Here is a 15536-nt window from a genome sequence, read left to right as displayed (position 1 = left end):
ACTCATCGGGATTATTAGTATATCAAAAAAGAAGCGAATGGGAAATTAAAAAGTGGAGTACCGCAGCAGGGAATAATGCGATACTCCACTTCTTAGTGGTTGATTATCTATTTTAATTTGACGATAACCACTAAGCCTACATCTCCTCTTCGGGCATTGGTGCGGGAGACATCTCTTCCTGGTTTGTCTGTGGTGAAGTCGTCGTGGAGACTCCCGGCATAGTCATAGTTCCGCTCTGTCTTGGAAACATAATAAGCGATGAAATCACCGCGTTATTTAGAGTGGGCGGCTTTTCAGCAAATGCCCTGCAGGCTTCTGAGCTCACGTCGAAGCGCATAAAGTTGTCCTCGGAAGAGGTTGCTACGCACATAGCATTGGAAATGGCGCTTGAAGTGCCAACTATTTGTGCGGCTCCAATAATGACCCCAGTCTCGTGTGAGCAAATTGGAACAATCTTCGTATTTACGCCGGCTGGGAAGGCTAGATTGTGCTCTTTTAGCTTATTATTAATCATTTGGTTCCAGCTTGAGCGCATCCTGTTGATAGTATCCCTGATATCCATGCCTGTTCGAATCATGTCCATGGATATGAAATTCGACGGCATGCTTACAACGCCTACACCATTTACTCGCGTAAGCGTCCCTGTAATTGATGTGCCAGTAATCGGCACAAATGTCCAGACCACTGCATCGTCCGAAGTTGATGAGTAGTATACTACAGATTTCACGAGGTCAAGCCTACTCTGGGGACCTGCTACGGTCACACTACCCAATGTATTGCCGGTAGATGAATCCAGCAGAGGCAGCGTTTTTGTTGGGGAATTCTGCCACATTATTAGTTCTTCACGGGCGCCGGCAACTCTTACGGCTATTGGCTCGATTTGCATTGCAATCCTGCTAGGCTGGCCACCAAGAGCTACTACGGTTGTTCGCGCCCATAAACTTGCAAGTCTGCCAGGCGTCCTATTAAAGGCGCGTGCTGATTTGGAGTCTGCGGTAACAATCACGTGGTCGCCAAGGGCAACTACCCAATTGCCGTTTACCTGGGCGACACGCATATTTTCCCAGTTCTGACCTGCTGAGAAGGCATTGTTGAGCCTTTCAGCAACGATTCTGGCGCGTTGCATAGGACTCATACCTCCTGCCGAAGCAGGAATACGCATAGCAAATCGGCCGTCTATGAAGATATCCGCCGCTGCCGGCAAGCCGGGGTGCATAGCGGGAGCCGCTTTAACTGTAGCACGAAGTTGTTGGTTTGCCTGTGCCATTAGTGCACAGCTAGCTAGCAAAACCAAACTCAAGATTAGCGTGGCGCGAATTAAAGTGCTTGTTTTCATATAACTTCCTCCTTTTCGAGCGTCATTCGCATCAGTATAATCTTCCAATTTTTAGGCTAATAAAAACTTCGAATTTTTTACGATTTAGTTTATTTGCACATGTAGGCTTTTTATGTTTGAAAGATGTATTGGGGGTTGATTCGAGGTTAGCGTATTGGGTTGATTATGGTGAATGTCAAATACTATAATGTCAATTGTGTAAATGTTTAAGCTCATGCGTTTAAGTACGCATGGAGGGTGCAATGCGTGGCATAGTGGTTGTGCCAACTTATAATGAGAGGGACAATATTGTTCAGTTAATTGGGGCCGTGATGAAAATCCCGATAGAACTGGACATGCTAATTGTTGACGATAACTCCCCCGACGGCACCGCCGATTTAGTTGAACAAATAAGCTTGACAAACGCCCGGGTTCATCTGATGAAGCGCACTGGGAATCGAGGTTTTGGCCCTTCTTATGTTGATGGTTTCAAGTGGGCGCTTGAAAACGGATATGATGCGATATTCAGCATGGATGCGGATTTTTCGCATGATCCAGAAAGTTTGCCAAGCTTGGCGAAGGCATTAGAAGAACATGATATGGTACTAGGTTCGCGATACTTTGAAGGTCGCGTGAGCGTTGTGAACTGGCCTTTGTTTCGGCTTTTTCTGAGCGTATTTGCCGGAAAGTATGTACGATTAATCACCGGTTTAAAGGTTGGAGATCCCACAACTGGGTTCAGAGGTTTTCGAAGGCACGTGCTTGAATCGATTAATCTTGATACAATCAAATCCAACGGCTACTCTTTCCTTGTTGAGACTCTTTATCGCGCATATAAGTGTGGTTTTGACATAGCAGAAGTTCCCATCATATTCACTGAAAGGAGAGAGGGAAGCTCAAAGATGTCAAGAAAAATAATGTTTGAAGCTGCGTTAATGCCTTGGCGTTTAAGGTTCAGCCGCTTCCGTCCCTCCAAATCTTGTAAACCTTAATGAATAACGTGGCTAATCTACGAATCGGTACTTGATGAGCGTCCAGAGAGCTTGCACACCATCTGTCCATTTAATCTTTTTCCCCTGCGCAGTATTTCGTGCTTTATAGTGGATGGGGACTTCATGGATGGTTATGCCTCGCTTCCGAAGTTTTGCGGTTACCTCTGGGCAGAATTCAAACCGCATGCACTTAAGCGGAAGTTTTTTTATAACGTCGGCGCGAAATGCCTTATAGCAGGTGGCTTCGTCGGTTATACCAGCTCGATATAGGATGTTTGCCGCCAAGGTAAGTATGCGATTGGCAATTAGGTTTGGCAATCGCATCCCTTCTATTTTCCCACGAAAGCGTGAGCCGTATACAACATCTGCTTTGCCTTCAAGTATTGGCTTAATTAATTCAGGATACTGTTTTGGGTCATATTCCATGTCGGCATCTTGAATTATTACAATGTCTCCAGTTACATATTCAAGTCCCTTGCGAATCGCCGCGCCCTTGCCTGCATTTTTTGCGGACGAGTGGATTACTATTGGGTAGCGTTTGCTATATTCTTGCAATACCTCGGCGGTGTTGTCCGTGGAGCCGTCATCAATAACTATTATCTCTTTAGGTATGTCTACGGCTCTGACTGCGTCAAGGACGTCGGTAATGTTCTGAACCTCATTGAAGCAAGGGATTATGACCGAAAGTTTCAAAGGATGCCTCCGATGGAGTCCGGTTTGGATGGGCGCACACAAGAAGTATGGTTTTTCTTTAATATTATACCCAGTTTAATTTCGGGCAGTCAAGACATGCAAATAATCGGCATGATATACTAAAGTTGGTGGAGGTGGGGAGTTTGTTTGGAATACTTGCGATTCTTGGTTATGCAATAACAACGAGCATAGATGTGGGATTTACAAACATGGTGGCCCCAGCGACCAATATGTTTCCAAGAAATACCGAGGGGTCAGTAGTTGAACTTAAGGATGGCCGACTTTTACTTGCATGGACCCAATTCTATGGTGGCACGGCTGATAATGCAGGGGCGGTGATTGCGGGAGTTACTTCCAGCGATGGCGGTCGGTCATGGAGCAAGCCATTCCTGCTTCAGGAGAACATTGGGAAATGCAATGTTATGTCGGTAAGCCTCCTTCGCCTGAAATCTGGAAGGATAGGCATGTTTTATTTAGTAAAAAACTCGCTAAGCGACTTGCAGGCCTATGCTAGATATTCTTCGGATGAAGGCAAAACCTGGGGTTCTCCGATGCGTATAACGCCCGATGAAGGCTACAACGTCATGAACAACGACAGGGTAATTCAGTTATCCAGCGGGCGAATTCTAGCTCCTATTGCCTATACGCCGGATATCAGCAAGCCAACGCCGGCAGTTTCGTTTGTGCTATATTCTGACGATGAAGGGCGCACGTGGAAAAAGTCGTCGCCAGACATCCATGCGCCGAAGAGGGGCGCAATGGAACCCGGCGTTGTCGAGCTTGCAGACGGACGAGTCTTGATGATAATTCGAACGCAGACAGGGAGGATATATCATACCTACTCATGCGACGGTGGGGCACATTGGGAGGAGGCAAGGCCAATGGGTGTAGTTTCACCGGAGTCGCCGGCAAGCATCAAGCGGATTCCGGGAACTGGCGACTTGCTTTTAGTTTGGAACAACAACTTTGAGCCGGAGAAAAGCCATGGGGGCATACGTAATCCTTTGACGGTGGGCATATCCCACGATGGCGGAAAAACTTGGACCAACATTAGGAACATTGAATCCGCACCAGGAAAGTCATGGGCTTATGCGAGCATCCTATTCGTGGGGAAAAACGTGCTGCTGACTTATTATGAGACAGAAAACTGGACTGATGGCTTATCTCTTAAATTCCGGAGCATACCACTTGAATGGCTCTATCAACCTTGACGACGGTGATTGACATGTCTTGCGCGCGGTCGTTATACTTTTGAGAAAATCAAACCTGTAGGAGAGGGTTGGCTCGTGCGACCAAATGTAAATGGCAAATACATAATTGGTGTAGACCTAGGCGGCACAAACGTCCGGGCCGCAATCACCGATAAAGAGGGCAATTTCTTAGGAGAAGGTCGTCGGCCTTCGCTGGCAATGGAGGGCTTTGAGATTACACTTGCCCAGATTATTCAGGCGATTCGTGATGCAATTTCCGCTGCCAAGGTAGACGTTGATGATATTTGCGGAATTGGGATGGGCGTTCCAGGCCGTCATATTTCCAAGGAAGGCATCGTACTGTGGTCACCAAATTTCAAAGATTGGGGCGGCGTTCAACTTCTTGCGCCTATTCGCGAAGCAATTGGAGTGCCGGCTTATATGGGCAATGATGTCAATGTTGCAGCACTTGGCGAATTTCGTTTCGGTGCAGGAAAGGATGTCAACAGCTTGGTAATGCTGACCCTTGGCACAGGAATCGGCGGCGGGATTATTCTCGATGGAAAACTTTGGCTTGGCGCAAATGAAGGTGGCGGCGAAATCGGGCATCAAATTGTGAATCCGAATAGCGGCTTTCGGTGTGGATGCGGCCGGTTTGGCGACCTTGAGGCGGAAGCGGCGCAAGCAGGAATAATTGAGCGAGCCCAGCGAATGATTCGCGCTGGCCATAAGAGCGTTCTTCTAGAGCGCGGCGGCCCAAACCTTGATGACATAACGCCTGCGATGATTGCGGAGGCGGCAACCGAAGGCGATGAAGTCGCGCGCGAAGTTATGCGTCAAACCGGATATTGGGTTGGGATTGGAGTGGCAAATGCCATAAACTTCCTGAATCCAGAGATGGTTGTTATAGGTGGCGGGATTTCCCAGGCTGGGCCAGTGCTGTGGGAACCTCTTATGGCTACTGTTAAGGCAAACGCTCTTGCTGAGGCGTTGAGTGTGTGCCAAGTAGTGCCTGCTGCGCTTGGAGACGATGCAGGGATACTTGGCGGCGTTGTGTTGGTGCTTCAGGAGTTGGAAGCGTGCAAATGAAAAAGCAGACAATTGTGAAGGAAGATGGCCGTTTACTCACATATTACTGGTTTACGCACTCTAGCAATAAACGTAAAAAGTGGAGTGCAAAAAAGCATTGTAACAAGAAAGCTAGCGTCTAACTCTACCAATTAAGAATTGCAATACACTTCATAAGTCAAGCTTAGCCTCAAAAGGAGTATCAAGTGTCAGAACTACGGTGGAATCCTCTGCTTGAGCAGTGGGTAATTACTGCAACACATCGCCAGGACCGGACTTTTTTCCCTCCTGACGATTATTGTCCGCTGTGTCCTACCAAGAAAGGCGGTTTTCCAACGGAAGTTCCGGCGGAAAACTATGAAATCGTTGCATTTGACAACAAGTTTCCATCTCTTCAGCGACGACCTCCAGAACCAGCCATAGAAGGGAACGATATATACAAAGTCCGCCCAGCTGCCGGGGTTTGTGAGGTTGTTCTTTATTCGCCAGAGCATCAGGGCACGCTGACGGGGATGAGTGTTGAGCATATTAAAAACCTGATTGCTGTATGGACTGACCGTTATTGTGAGCTTGGCCGCCTTGATTTTGTAGACTATGTCTTTATATTCGAGAATAAGGGTAAGGAAATTGGCGTCACGCTTACGCATCCCCATGGACAAATTTACGCATATCCTTTCATTCCACCAATCATTCAAAAGGAACTTGATTCTTGTCGAAAGCATTATAAAAAGACTAGGCGGTGCCTACTTTGCGATATTATTGAGCGCGAGATTATGGATGGGCGACGAATTGTAGATACTAATAAAAGTTTCGTAGCGTTTGTCCCATTTTATGCAAGATATCCGTATGAGGTGCACATACTCCCGCGAGACCACAAGCGTTCGCTTAAGGAGTTTACCGAAGGCGAGAGATTGGACCTTGCTCGGATTTTAAAGACAGTGCTGACTAAATATGACAACCTTTGGGGTTTTGACCTGCCCTATATGATGGTGCTTCATCAAAAGCCGACCGACGGAAAGCAGTACAAGTACTATCATTTCCACATTGAATTCTATCCTCCCTACAGAACGCCAACCAAGCTCAAATTTCTTGCGGGGTCGGAGTCGGGCGCTGGGGTTTTTATTAATGATACACTTGCAGAAGAAAAAGCAAAGGAACTTCGGGAAGCAAAGCCTAAGACCTAATATGGATAGTTTCGTTTATCGAGGGTTGAATTATGGCGGATCTTAAGCAGCGTATTGAGCATTTAAAAGAGAAGTTTGAGGAAGTCTTTGCCGGGCCTCCTAAAGTAATTGTACGCGCTCCGGGACGCGTGAATCTTATCGGTGAACATACCGACTATAACGATGGATATGTGCTTCCAATTGCAATAGACCGTGAGATACTTATAGCCGCTTCTAAGTCGTCGGACTCGATGTTCCACTTGTATTCAGACAACTTCGACCGAATTGCTGTTTTCTCATTAGACAACATTCAAAAAGACCCAGAAAACAAATGGAGCAATTACCCTCGGGGCGTGGCGTGGATGCTTCAAAAGCGCAGAAAGCACATAGAACCAACAAACATGGTCATACACGGAGATGTGCCCTTAGGTGCAGGCTTGAGCTCGTCTGCCGCCTTTGAGGTCGCATCAGCTATGGCATTCCAGGCGCTTTATGGTTTTGAGATGACCGGCGAGGAGATGGCGCTTCTTTGTCAAGCTGCGGAGAATAAGTTTGTAGGCGTGAACTGTGGCATCATGGATCAGTTCATTTCACGCTTGGGTAGCAAAGATCACGCACTTTTTATTGACTGTCGGACTCTGGAATCCTCACCTGTGCCCCTACCATCAGAAGAGGTAAAAGTGATTGTTGCAGACACCACACGGAAGAGGGGGCTGGTGGATTCTGAATACAATGTTCGGCGTGCCCAGTGTGAGGAGGCGGTATCAATACTTAGGCGCTACCTTCCGCATATACGTGCCCTTCGGGATGTGACGGTTTCGGATTTTCGTAGATATGGTCACCACCTTCCACCAACGGTACGCAGGCGGGCAGAACACGTAATTACCGAGAATGAGCGCGTTCTTAAGAGCACTGAGGCATTACGTCATGGCAAGCTCTCCATCTTCGGTCGGTTGATGAACCAGTCGCATGAATCGCTTAGAGATCTTTATGAAGTCAGTTGTAGGGAGCTCGATGCGCTGGTTGAGGCGGCTTGGAAAATACCCGGCGTGTATGGAAGCAGGATGACGGGAGCCGGGTTTGGTGGATGCACTGTTAGCTTAGTCGCCAACGAAGCTGTGGATGAATTTCTTGAGCGCGTGCCTCAAGATTACAAAGCGCGCATAGGGATAACTCCGCACGTATATGTATGCTCCCCGTCAGATGGGGCCGCTGTTATCGCGTGTAATTAAGCAAAGTTATTCCAGTCGTCGGCGAACAGACTGGACAACTTCTTCTGCGGCGACCATTTCACTTGTCTTGGTTGCTCGATCGCGAATTTCGACCTTGCCTTCCGCAGCTGTCCTGCCGACAACAATCTGGATGGGTATACCAATCAAATCGGCATCTTTGAATTTTACCCCAGCACGCTCCTCGCGGTCGTCGTAAAGCACCTCAATGCCAGCTTTACATAGGAGGTCGTAAGTCTTTTCAGCAAGGTTCTGTTGGGCTTCCTCCGTGATGTTCGCACAGATTAGATGGACCGTGTATGGAGCAATGCTAGGCGGCCAAATAAGGCCATTTTCGTCGTTGCTAACCTCGGCGACTGCTGAGATGATACGGCTGACGCCAATCCCATAGCAACCCATAATTATGAGCTTATCTGCTCCGTCCTCGTCGGTAAAAGTTGCGCTGAGTGGTTCTGAGATTGCATATCGGAGCTTGAAAATGTGGCCAAGCTCAATGCCGCGCTTTTCTTCGAACGGAGTTTCGCATATGTCACAGATGTCGCCTGCAACAGCGAATCTCAGGCGCTTCCATGTGACTGGATGTTTGATGTCGGACCAGTTTACGTTCACCAAATGGGTATCTTTCTTGTTTGCTCCTGTCACGAAGTTCACCATGCCGCGCGTCTCTTCGTCTGCGTACATCGGTATTTTTAATCCCACAGGACCGCTGAAGCCAAGTGGTCCGCCCGTGTATTCTTGAATCTGTTCAGGAGTTGCCATCTCAAGCGTTTTAGCTCCTAGAATTGCTTTGAAGCGTCCTTCATTTAGCTCTCGGTCGCCCCGAACTAGCGCCGCGACGGGCTTGCCATCCGCCATGTAAATGAGGGTCTTGAGTAAGCGGTCGGGGGTTGTGCGGAGGAATTCGCAAACTTGTTCAACTGTGTGAACGCCGGGTGTGTCCACTTCTGCCATCTCTCGCTTTGGCTCGGCAACTTCCGGAATGATTAGCCGAAAGTCCGCGACTTCCTGGTTTGCTGCATAGCCACAAGATGGGCACAGGAATATCGAATCTTCACCTGCATCAGTGAGGAGCATAAACTCCTTTGTTTCCTTGCCGCCAATTGCACCACTGCTCGCATCAACAGCAATTGTGGATAGGCCGCATCGCTTAAAAATGGCGGTATATGTGTCATACATTTTAAGATACTCTGCGTCAAGGTCTGCTTCACTGCTGTGGAATGAGTAAGCGTCTTTCATTAGAAATTCCCGTGCGCGAATTAACCCGCCGCGTGGCCTTGGTTCGTCGCGGAACTTCATCTGTATCTGATAGAGGTTGAGCGGCAGGTCACGGTATGAGCGCACGTTTCGCTTTACTAAATCGGTAATGACCTCTTCGTGCGTGGGCCCAAGATAATACTTCGTACCCTTGCGGTCCTCTGTGCTGAGAAGAACATCGCTCATTGCCGCCTCACGGCCACTTTCCGCCCAAAGGTCCCTTGGGTGAAGCGTGGGCAGAAGTAGCTCTTGAGCGCCGGCTTTGTTCATCTCGTCACGGATAATGTCCGATATCTTGTTAAGCACTCGCCACCCAAGTGGTAGGAATTCGTAGATTCCAGCTGCAAGCTGGCGGATAAATCCTGCCCTTAATAGCAGAACATGACTCCGCATCTCGACATCAGCAGGAACTTCTCTGAGTGTAGGAGCAAACAAGCGAGAATAACGCAAGGTCTTTTACCTCCCATGCAGTCTTTAATTAGCAATTTGAACCTAAATATTGCCTAGAGCCATCCGCTTTACAAGTAGACATCTCAATAAGCGAACCCAGCCTTTTGTTTAATTGAAGGCGAGGTACATCGCCGCCAATTTTATCAGAATGGGCTACTCATAGTAAAGTCACTGGACGACTTACGACAGAGTTTTCAATTTCTGATTTTAAAAGGGAACCAATCCCTGGGTGGAATAGGGGGCGAGAAAGCATTTACTACTATCAGAGAATAGGTCTCTATTTATGGCTTGACATAGTTATCTTGATGCATTAAAATTACGCATACATTTGTTGGTCTGCCGCCGAAATTCCATCCACGCTTTAGCGCAAAAGTATGGAATGATAAGGTTGGTAGTGGAGGAGGGATGAATGACCAAGATATCGCTTTTCCTCGGTCTTTTGATGACCGTAAGTAACTTTACATCCACCACGGTAACCAACCGTCCGCCTACCGGATATGACAGCGTGGTGATGACCCAGGAAGAGATTAGGTTCGTAGAGCTAGTCAATAAAGAACGAGCTAGTCGAGGACTCCCACAGCTTACGGTTGATCCGCTCTTAGTACAGGTTGCGCGAGCCCACAGCGAGGAGATGGCAGTAAAGCACTATTTTTCTCATAACTCTCCGACGCCTGGATTAAAAACCGCGATGGACCGATATCTTGCGGCGCTCAAGCGCCGACCAACTTGGGCTCTTGTTGGAGAGAACCTATTTTACTGTTCGATAGTTGATGTGGCGCGTGGGCATCAGGCGCTTATGGATAGCGAAGGCCACCGAGCAAATATCCTTGAGCCCAGATTTACGGCGATTGGTGTGGGCAGTTATATCACGGAGTCCGGCGAATTCTACGTAACCCAAATGTTTTTAGCTAAAACTGACTAACTTCCCTGGCCTGAATTGCTATAACCTTAGGAGACCGTCCTTTCGGGCGGTCTTTTTCTTTTGAGCCTTGCTTACTGCAATCCCGCACTTGAATCAAGCCCATCAGTTCGGCTATAATCTTTAGGATATTCTTCTGCTTAATTTTTACTTTTCTGGAGATTTGGCATGGCCGAAAGCTTGGATAGTATTGTGAACCTTTGTAAGCGAAGAGGATTGATATTCCCTTCAAGTGAGATATACGGTGGGATAGGTTCGACTTGGGACTACGGACCTATTGGCGTCCTATTGAAAAACAATATCAAAGCCGAATGGTGGAAGTCTATTGTTCAAGAGCGTGACGACATAGTTGGACTTGACGCTGCAATCATGATGCATCCAGATGTTTGGAGGGCAAGCGGTCATGTTGAGTCGTTCACTGACCCAATGGTTGACTGCAAGCAATGCAAGCGGCGTTTCCGGGCCGACCACCTAGTTGAGGCAATGCGGACGGAGGAGGATGCCGTCAAGCGCACGCCTGAGGAGTTAAGGAATCTTGAGAAGGCACTCGAAGGCGTAAGGTGTCCTGAATGTGGCGGTGAGCTTACTCCTATGCGGCAGTTCAACATGATGTTCAAGACTTACATGGGGCCTGTGGAGGAAAGTGCGGCAATCGTGTACCTTCGGCCTGAAACGGCACAAGGAATTTTTGTAAACTTCAAAAACGTACTAAATGCTACTAGAAAGAAACTGCCGTTTGGTATTGCACAAATTGGCAAATCATTCCGCAACGAGATTACCCCTGGCAACTTCATTTTCAGAACGCGGGAGTTCGAGCAAATGGAAATCGAATACTTTACGCGTCCTGAGGAGGCTGAGGAGTGGTATAAATATTGGCTGGAAGAGCGCTACAATTGGTATGTTAGCCTTGGCATAAAGCGGGATAATCTGCGGCTTCGGCCACATGGCGAGGATGAGTTAGCCCACTATGCTAGTGCATGCTCTGATGTTGAATACAAGTTCCCCATGGGGTGGAGCGAGCTTGAGGGGATTGCGAACAGGACGGACTATGATCTCAAGCGCCACATGGAGTTCAGCGGGAAGGACCTTAGTTACTTTGATGAGGAAACGGGTGAACGATTTGTGCCCTATGTAATTGAGCCATCGGGCGGCGTAGACCGGACGCTACTAGCGTTTCTATCAGATGCCTATGAGGAAATCCCTGGTGGGCGCGGGGAAGCTGGTGCGGAGGTCGAGGTCATACTTCGGCTACACCCCAGGATTGCACCAATCAAGATTGCAGTTCTCCCTCTTTCCAAAAAGAGCGGCCTACCAGAGATTGGCCAAAAGTTGTACCAGGAACTTCGTAAGTATTTCTTTGCAGATTACGATGATGCTCGAAGCATTGGCCGGCGCTACAGGCGCCAAGATGAAATTGGAACACCTTGGTGTGCGACTGTTGATTTCCAGACGCTAGAGGACCAGGCGGTCACCATCCGCGACCGCGACACGATGCAGCAGGTACGTATTTCTTTAGACAAGGTGAAAGATTGGGTTCGTGACAAGTTGGAAGAAAGCTAAGCTTGTGGTTTGCTGGAATTTTGGCTAGCTTTAGGGAGAAGTTCTTAAGAGATATTAGCTGGCTTTCTTTGGTCAGGCTCACCAGCGTTCAGTTTTTAGTGCTCAGTGCTTTGAGGGTTTGGCGGTTTGTTTGTTTCCATGGAGTCTTCGGCAACTTCCTTTGAAGCTTCTTGCTTGCTTCGCAGCTGTTCCAGCCTTTCTTTTATTTTTGCTTCGTATCCATGGTCGGTCGGCTCGTAATATGGGCCTGACTTTATTCCGTCGGGCATGTACTGTTGTTCGACCCAATTATCTGGGAAGTCATGGGGGTATTTGTATCCCTTTCCATGGCCCAGCTGGCTGGCTCCGCGGTAGTTTGCGTCACGAAGGTGAATTGGCACTGGCTTGGTTTCTTTCTCTGCAACGTCTTTGAGGGCACGGTTTATACCCTTGTATGAGGCATTGCTTTTTGGTGCACATGCAAGATAGATAGTAGCTTGGGCGAGTGGGATTTGTGCCTCTGGCATCCCGACGTATTCTACTGCATGAGCGGCAGCGGTTGCTACAACAAGCGCCATGGGGTCTGCATTCCCTATGTCTTCGGCTGCTTGGATTACAATTCGGCGGGCAATGAATCTGGGGTCCTCGCCCGCGTAAATCATCCTAGCTAGCCAATAAAGGGCGGCATCTGGGTCTGAGCCGCGCATCGACTTAATGAACGCCGAGATTACGTCGTAGTGATTATCGCCATCCTTGTCATATGCTAGCGCTCGCTGTTGGATGGCGTCTTCGGCGACCTGGAGGGTCACAACCCGGCGCCCGTTTTCGTCTGGCGGGACGGTTAGAGCGGCTAGTTCTAAAGCATTTAGTGCGACCCGAGCATCGCCATTTGCCACATCAACCAGGTGTGCCATTGCTTCGTCAGTTATAACGACATTCCAATTGCCAAGGCCTCGCTCCTTATCTTCAATTGCTGTTCGGATTAGCTGTTCGATTTGTTTTGCTGTAAGGCGCTCAAACCTGAATATGCGAGAACGTGAGATTAGGGGCGAATTTACTTCAAAGAAAGGGTTTTCGGTTGTTGCGCCAATTAACACAATTGTGCCATTTTCCACGTGTGGAAGAAACGCATCTTGTTGAGCTTTATTGAAGCGATGTATTTCATCTACGAAGAGGATTGTTTTTCTGCCATGGAGTTTCTGGCGTTCCTTTGCTCTTTCTATTATCTTGCGGATGTCAGCGACGCCTGAGGTAACAGCACTAAAGTTTTCGAATGCAGCTTTAGAAGTCTTCGCAATAATAGCTGCTAGGCTACTCTTCCCGCATCCAGGAGGTCCCCAAAATATGGCTGATTGGAGCTCATCAGCTTCGATTGCTCGACGGAGAAGCTTTCCTGGTCCAATTATATGTTCCTGGCCGACGAATTCATCTAGCGTCCGAGGACGCATTCGAGCAGCAAGCGGCATCTCAGAATGTGACTCCGCCGCATGGTCGAACAAATCCATTGGCTGGGAGTTTTCCGCAGAGGTTCGCATGGCACTGAAAAGAGTAACGAGTAACGAGTAACCTTTCCCTTGCCCTTAAATATAAATGGAAATTGTTTTGCTAGTTACTCGTTACTCGCTAGATTAGAAACCCCACGGTGCCGTGTGCCTAACAAGTTTTTGAACCCGTAAAGCACGGGCGGGTGCCCTCACGATTGCTTTGCGATTCCCCAAAAGAAATTTTGAGCGGGGCTGCCACGCCACAACCGAATCAGGCCCCATTTTTACTTTGAGTGTCGGCTCAAAACTTCCTCGGCTAAATCACGAACACAGCAGGGTTTCTCGACAATCCTGTGGTGCTATTTTGATAATACCATATGATAGTGGAATTTGCAACCTAGTATTCTTACCTGACCGTTGCCTTGGCAGGGGAATTTGTTGTCCCAATCTCCATCCACCCGCAGGAGTCGGGGTTATCCATATCGTTTTCCATGCCAGGGTTGAGCATTTGCGCAGTATCTAAAAAAGTTCCGGAGCCGGTACCATTTCTGCGGTGAACTGAAATGCTCCATATGGGTATCCAAGGTCCATTACCAATACGCATGCGGCTTTGTTTTAGCTTGAGGGTAACAAATTCGGACTGTTCATTCCTTGTATCAGAGGCTTGATCTTTCCATATTGATGCAGAATACTCATCTGAAGTTGCCCAGCTTTTGAGAAGCTTTCTTTGGTTTTCGCTTAGCTCATCGAATGGAAGGCCATCGTTAGTTTCGGCTTTTGCACGTTGTTGTGGGGTGAGGCTGCCCAGAAATAAGAGGAGTCGCTTGTTGTTTTTTATTTCCTTGCCGTCGCCTAGCCCGTAGAAGCTGAGGTCGTCTAGTTGTCTGTCATTTAATGCTGCAATTTCAAATAACTCCTGCAATCCTAACCCGCGCTGCTTTTTAATTTGCTTCCAGCGTGCTAGCAATTTGCAAGGGATTTCTCTTTGTCTGTATCTGAACCAGTTTGGGCTTGATATGATATAGATTCCGTCTAACTCAGCTACTTCGCAGTCGGTCAAGAATGCAATTCGGTATATGAATGACTCGGGTGGCTCTGGTTCGTCAAGCTCTTCTGGTTCCCATTCATTTTGGGCAAGGTATGTAAAATATTCGGTGATAATTGGAATTCCTGTTTGTTGAGCAATCTCATCGAGCAGGTGGTACAACGCGAGTGGCTTGTTAAGTTGGAGTTGCACAGGTGGCCGCGTTGGTGCTTTTGGTTTTGGCCATGCTCCATCAGCTTTTTCATCAGCGGCTTCGTTGTCTTTTAATGTTTCCTCCCTGGGGAGGGTGGCAAAAGTAATTACGTGCGTGCAATTTTTCGCATCTGCTACCTTTTCAGAAGTCCTTTCTTTTTCTCCGTAAATAGTGCATTCCAGGACTGTGCCAAAATCTAGGTCGTCTTGTTTAATTGTGAATACAATGCTTCCAATAGATTTCCAAGAGGCAGCCTTTGCGTTTGTGGCTTTGGTATTTGCCGTCTGATTTTCAGAATCCGTCTGGAGCTGTTGCTCCGCCGCCTCTTGCCATTCATTTGTTCTTTGATTTAGGGCCGCTAGCAGCAAAGCCGAGAACTCTGGCGTCATCTGTTGGCTACTTATCCTGAGCTCACTGCTTTGCCACAAAATGTTCTTTTTGGAAGTAGGCAAAGCGTCATATAGGCGAAGAATCATTATGTTGATTTCGTCCCGAAGGTCAAGGTAAATCGGGTCGATTTCCTGGTATTTGCTCTTCAGTTCCTCAGGCGAAAGTTTAGATGCAGCGGCAAGCTCTTGGACATATTTACGCAAATTCTCGATCTCACGCCGCCTATTTGCTGCGGCTTCAGCGCGTGCCGTAGAATCCATTTGGAAGTTATATTGCCATTTCCCGTCTTTGCCTTTCTCCCGTGAACTTTGAAGGTGAAGAGTTGCCCCGATGGCGCTCTGCAATTTCAGAATCGGAATGTCTTTGACGAAAACAGCGAGCTTGCTTTCTGAGACTTCCTTGTCGGCGGTAAATTTCACACCTGTTTTTGCACTTAACTTTTCAAGAAATTCCGTGAGGGATATCCCTATTGCCCTTATGCTCACTTTGTTGACAAGACGGCTATCATCTGCGAAATTGTTAACTTTCGGGTTTTCGGCTGCGTAGGTTGACAATGTAAGGCACTTTGAGATCGCAAAGAAAAGGGAAACTTGGGCAAGGCGTCTGCGCATG

The 15536-nt window shown here is 47.9% G+C and carries 12 protein-coding genes and 1 other RNA gene; 7 read left to right on the top strand and 6 right to left on the bottom strand.

Annotated elements, in window-relative coordinates; translation table 11 throughout:
* Positions 1–136 precede the first annotated feature (136 nt).
* Complete coding sequence (locus tag QHH26_04935; protein MDH7481310.1) at positions 137–1336, bottom strand: hypothetical protein; 1200 nt, start codon at positions 1334–1336, stop codon at positions 137–139.
* A gap of 242 nt (positions 1337–1578) precedes the next feature.
* On the opposite strand from QHH26_04935, the gene QHH26_04930 reads away from it, so the two are divergent.
* Positions 1579–2307, top strand: a complete 729-nt coding sequence (locus tag QHH26_04930; GenBank protein ID MDH7481309.1) for a polyprenol monophosphomannose synthase — start codon at positions 1579–1581, stop codon at positions 2305–2307.
* 12 nt (positions 2308–2319) lie between these two features.
* Here the strand turns inward: QHH26_04930 and QHH26_04925 are convergent, their stop codons facing one another.
* Complete coding sequence (locus tag QHH26_04925) at positions 2320–3000, bottom strand: glycosyltransferase family 2 protein (protein ID MDH7481308.1); 681 nt, start codon at positions 2998–3000, stop codon at positions 2320–2322.
* A 143-nt stretch (positions 3001–3143) separates the two neighbouring features.
* Between QHH26_04925 and QHH26_04920 the strand changes: the two genes are divergently transcribed.
* From QHH26_04920 to QHH26_04905, 4 genes are all read left to right on the top strand, one after another.
* Positions 3144–4211: a sialidase family protein gene (locus QHH26_04920; protein ID MDH7481307.1), complete on the top strand. Its 1068-nt coding sequence runs from the start codon at positions 3144–3146 to the stop codon at positions 4209–4211.
* A 75-nt stretch (positions 4212–4286) separates the two neighbouring features.
* The gene (locus QHH26_04915; protein ID MDH7481306.1) at positions 4287–5279 is read left to right on the top strand and encodes an ROK family protein; all 993 of its coding nucleotides are present in this window, start codon (positions 4287–4289) and stop codon (positions 5277–5279) included.
* Positions 5280–5464: 185 nt separating this feature from the next.
* Positions 5465–6442 carry a galactose-1-phosphate uridylyltransferase gene (gene galT, locus QHH26_04910; GenBank protein MDH7481305.1) on the top strand — a complete coding sequence of 326 codons (978 nt, stop codon included), beginning with the start codon at positions 5465–5467 and terminating at the stop codon, positions 6440–6442.
* A gap of 32 nt (positions 6443–6474) precedes the next feature.
* Positions 6475–7653 (top strand): galactokinase, encoded by a 1179-nt coding sequence (locus tag QHH26_04905; GenBank protein MDH7481304.1) that lies wholly within the window; start codon positions 6475–6477, stop codon positions 7651–7653.
* 6 nt (positions 7654–7659) lie between these two features.
* Here QHH26_04905 and QHH26_04900 read toward each other — a convergent pair whose 3' ends face one another.
* A complete protein-coding gene (locus tag QHH26_04900) occupies positions 7660–9354 on the bottom strand; it encodes a proline--tRNA ligase (protein ID MDH7481303.1) in 1695 nt (564 codons plus the stop codon).
* 409 nt (positions 9355–9763) lie between these two features.
* On the opposite strand from QHH26_04900, the gene QHH26_04895 reads away from it, so the two are divergent.
* Together QHH26_04895 and QHH26_04890 are read left to right on the top strand one after the other, a co-directional pair.
* Positions 9764–10276 carry a CAP domain-containing protein gene (locus tag QHH26_04895; protein ID MDH7481302.1) on the top strand — a complete coding sequence of 171 codons (513 nt, stop codon included), beginning with the start codon at positions 9764–9766 and terminating at the stop codon, positions 10274–10276.
* Positions 10277–10441: 165 nt separating this feature from the next.
* A complete protein-coding gene (locus tag QHH26_04890; protein MDH7481301.1) occupies positions 10442–11833 on the top strand; it encodes a glycine--tRNA ligase in 1392 nt (463 codons plus the stop codon).
* 95 nt (positions 11834–11928) lie between these two features.
* On the opposite strand, the gene QHH26_04885 is transcribed toward QHH26_04890, so the two are convergent.
* The 3 genes from QHH26_04885 to QHH26_04875 form a co-directional block, all read right to left on the bottom strand.
* Positions 11929–13317: an AAA family ATPase gene (locus QHH26_04885; protein ID MDH7481300.1), complete on the bottom strand. Its 1389-nt coding sequence runs from the start codon at positions 13315–13317 to the stop codon at positions 11929–11931.
* A 125-nt stretch (positions 13318–13442) separates the two neighbouring features.
* Positions 13443–13638: non-coding RNA, 6S RNA (gene ssrS, locus QHH26_04880), on the bottom strand.
* A gap of 64 nt (positions 13639–13702) precedes the next feature.
* Entirely contained in the window at positions 13703–15535 is a 1833-nt protein-coding gene (locus tag QHH26_04875; GenBank protein ID MDH7481299.1) for a hypothetical protein, read from the bottom strand.
* Between the last annotated feature and the right edge of the window lies 1 nt (position 15536).

This window comes from Armatimonadota bacterium (assembly GCA_029907255.1).
GTDB lineage: Bacteria > Armatimonadota > UBA5829 > DTJY01 > DTJY01 > JAIMAU01.
Note: the sequence above shows the minus strand (reverse complement) of the source record. Positions and strands in the feature narration are given on the sequence as shown.

Bases quoted from the DNA above. Each gene is read 5' to 3' on its own strand.
- QHH26_04895 (MDH7481302.1), top strand. From the start codon at position 9,764: ATGACCAAGATATCGCTTTTCCTCGGTCTTTTGATGACCGTAAGTAAC.
- QHH26_04930 (MDH7481309.1), top strand. From the start codon at position 1,579: ATGCGTGGCATAGTGGTTGTGCCAACTTATAATGAGAGGGACAATATT.
- QHH26_04885 (MDH7481300.1), bottom strand. From the start codon at position 13,317: ATGGATTTGTTCGACCATGCGGCGGAGTCACATTCTGAGATGCCGCTT.
- QHH26_04905 (MDH7481304.1), top strand. From the start codon at position 6,475: ATGGCGGATCTTAAGCAGCGTATTGAGCATTTAAAAGAGAAGTTTGAG.
- QHH26_04890 (MDH7481301.1), top strand. From the start codon at position 10,442: ATGGCCGAAAGCTTGGATAGTATTGTGAACCTTTGTAAGCGAAGAGGA.
- QHH26_04935 (MDH7481310.1), bottom strand. From the start codon at position 1,336: ATGAAAACAAGCACTTTAATTCGCGCCACGCTAATCTTGAGTTTGGTT.
- QHH26_04875 (MDH7481299.1), bottom strand. From the start codon at position 15,535: ATGCGCAGACGCCTTGCCCAAGTTTCCCTTTTCTTTGCGATCTCAAAG.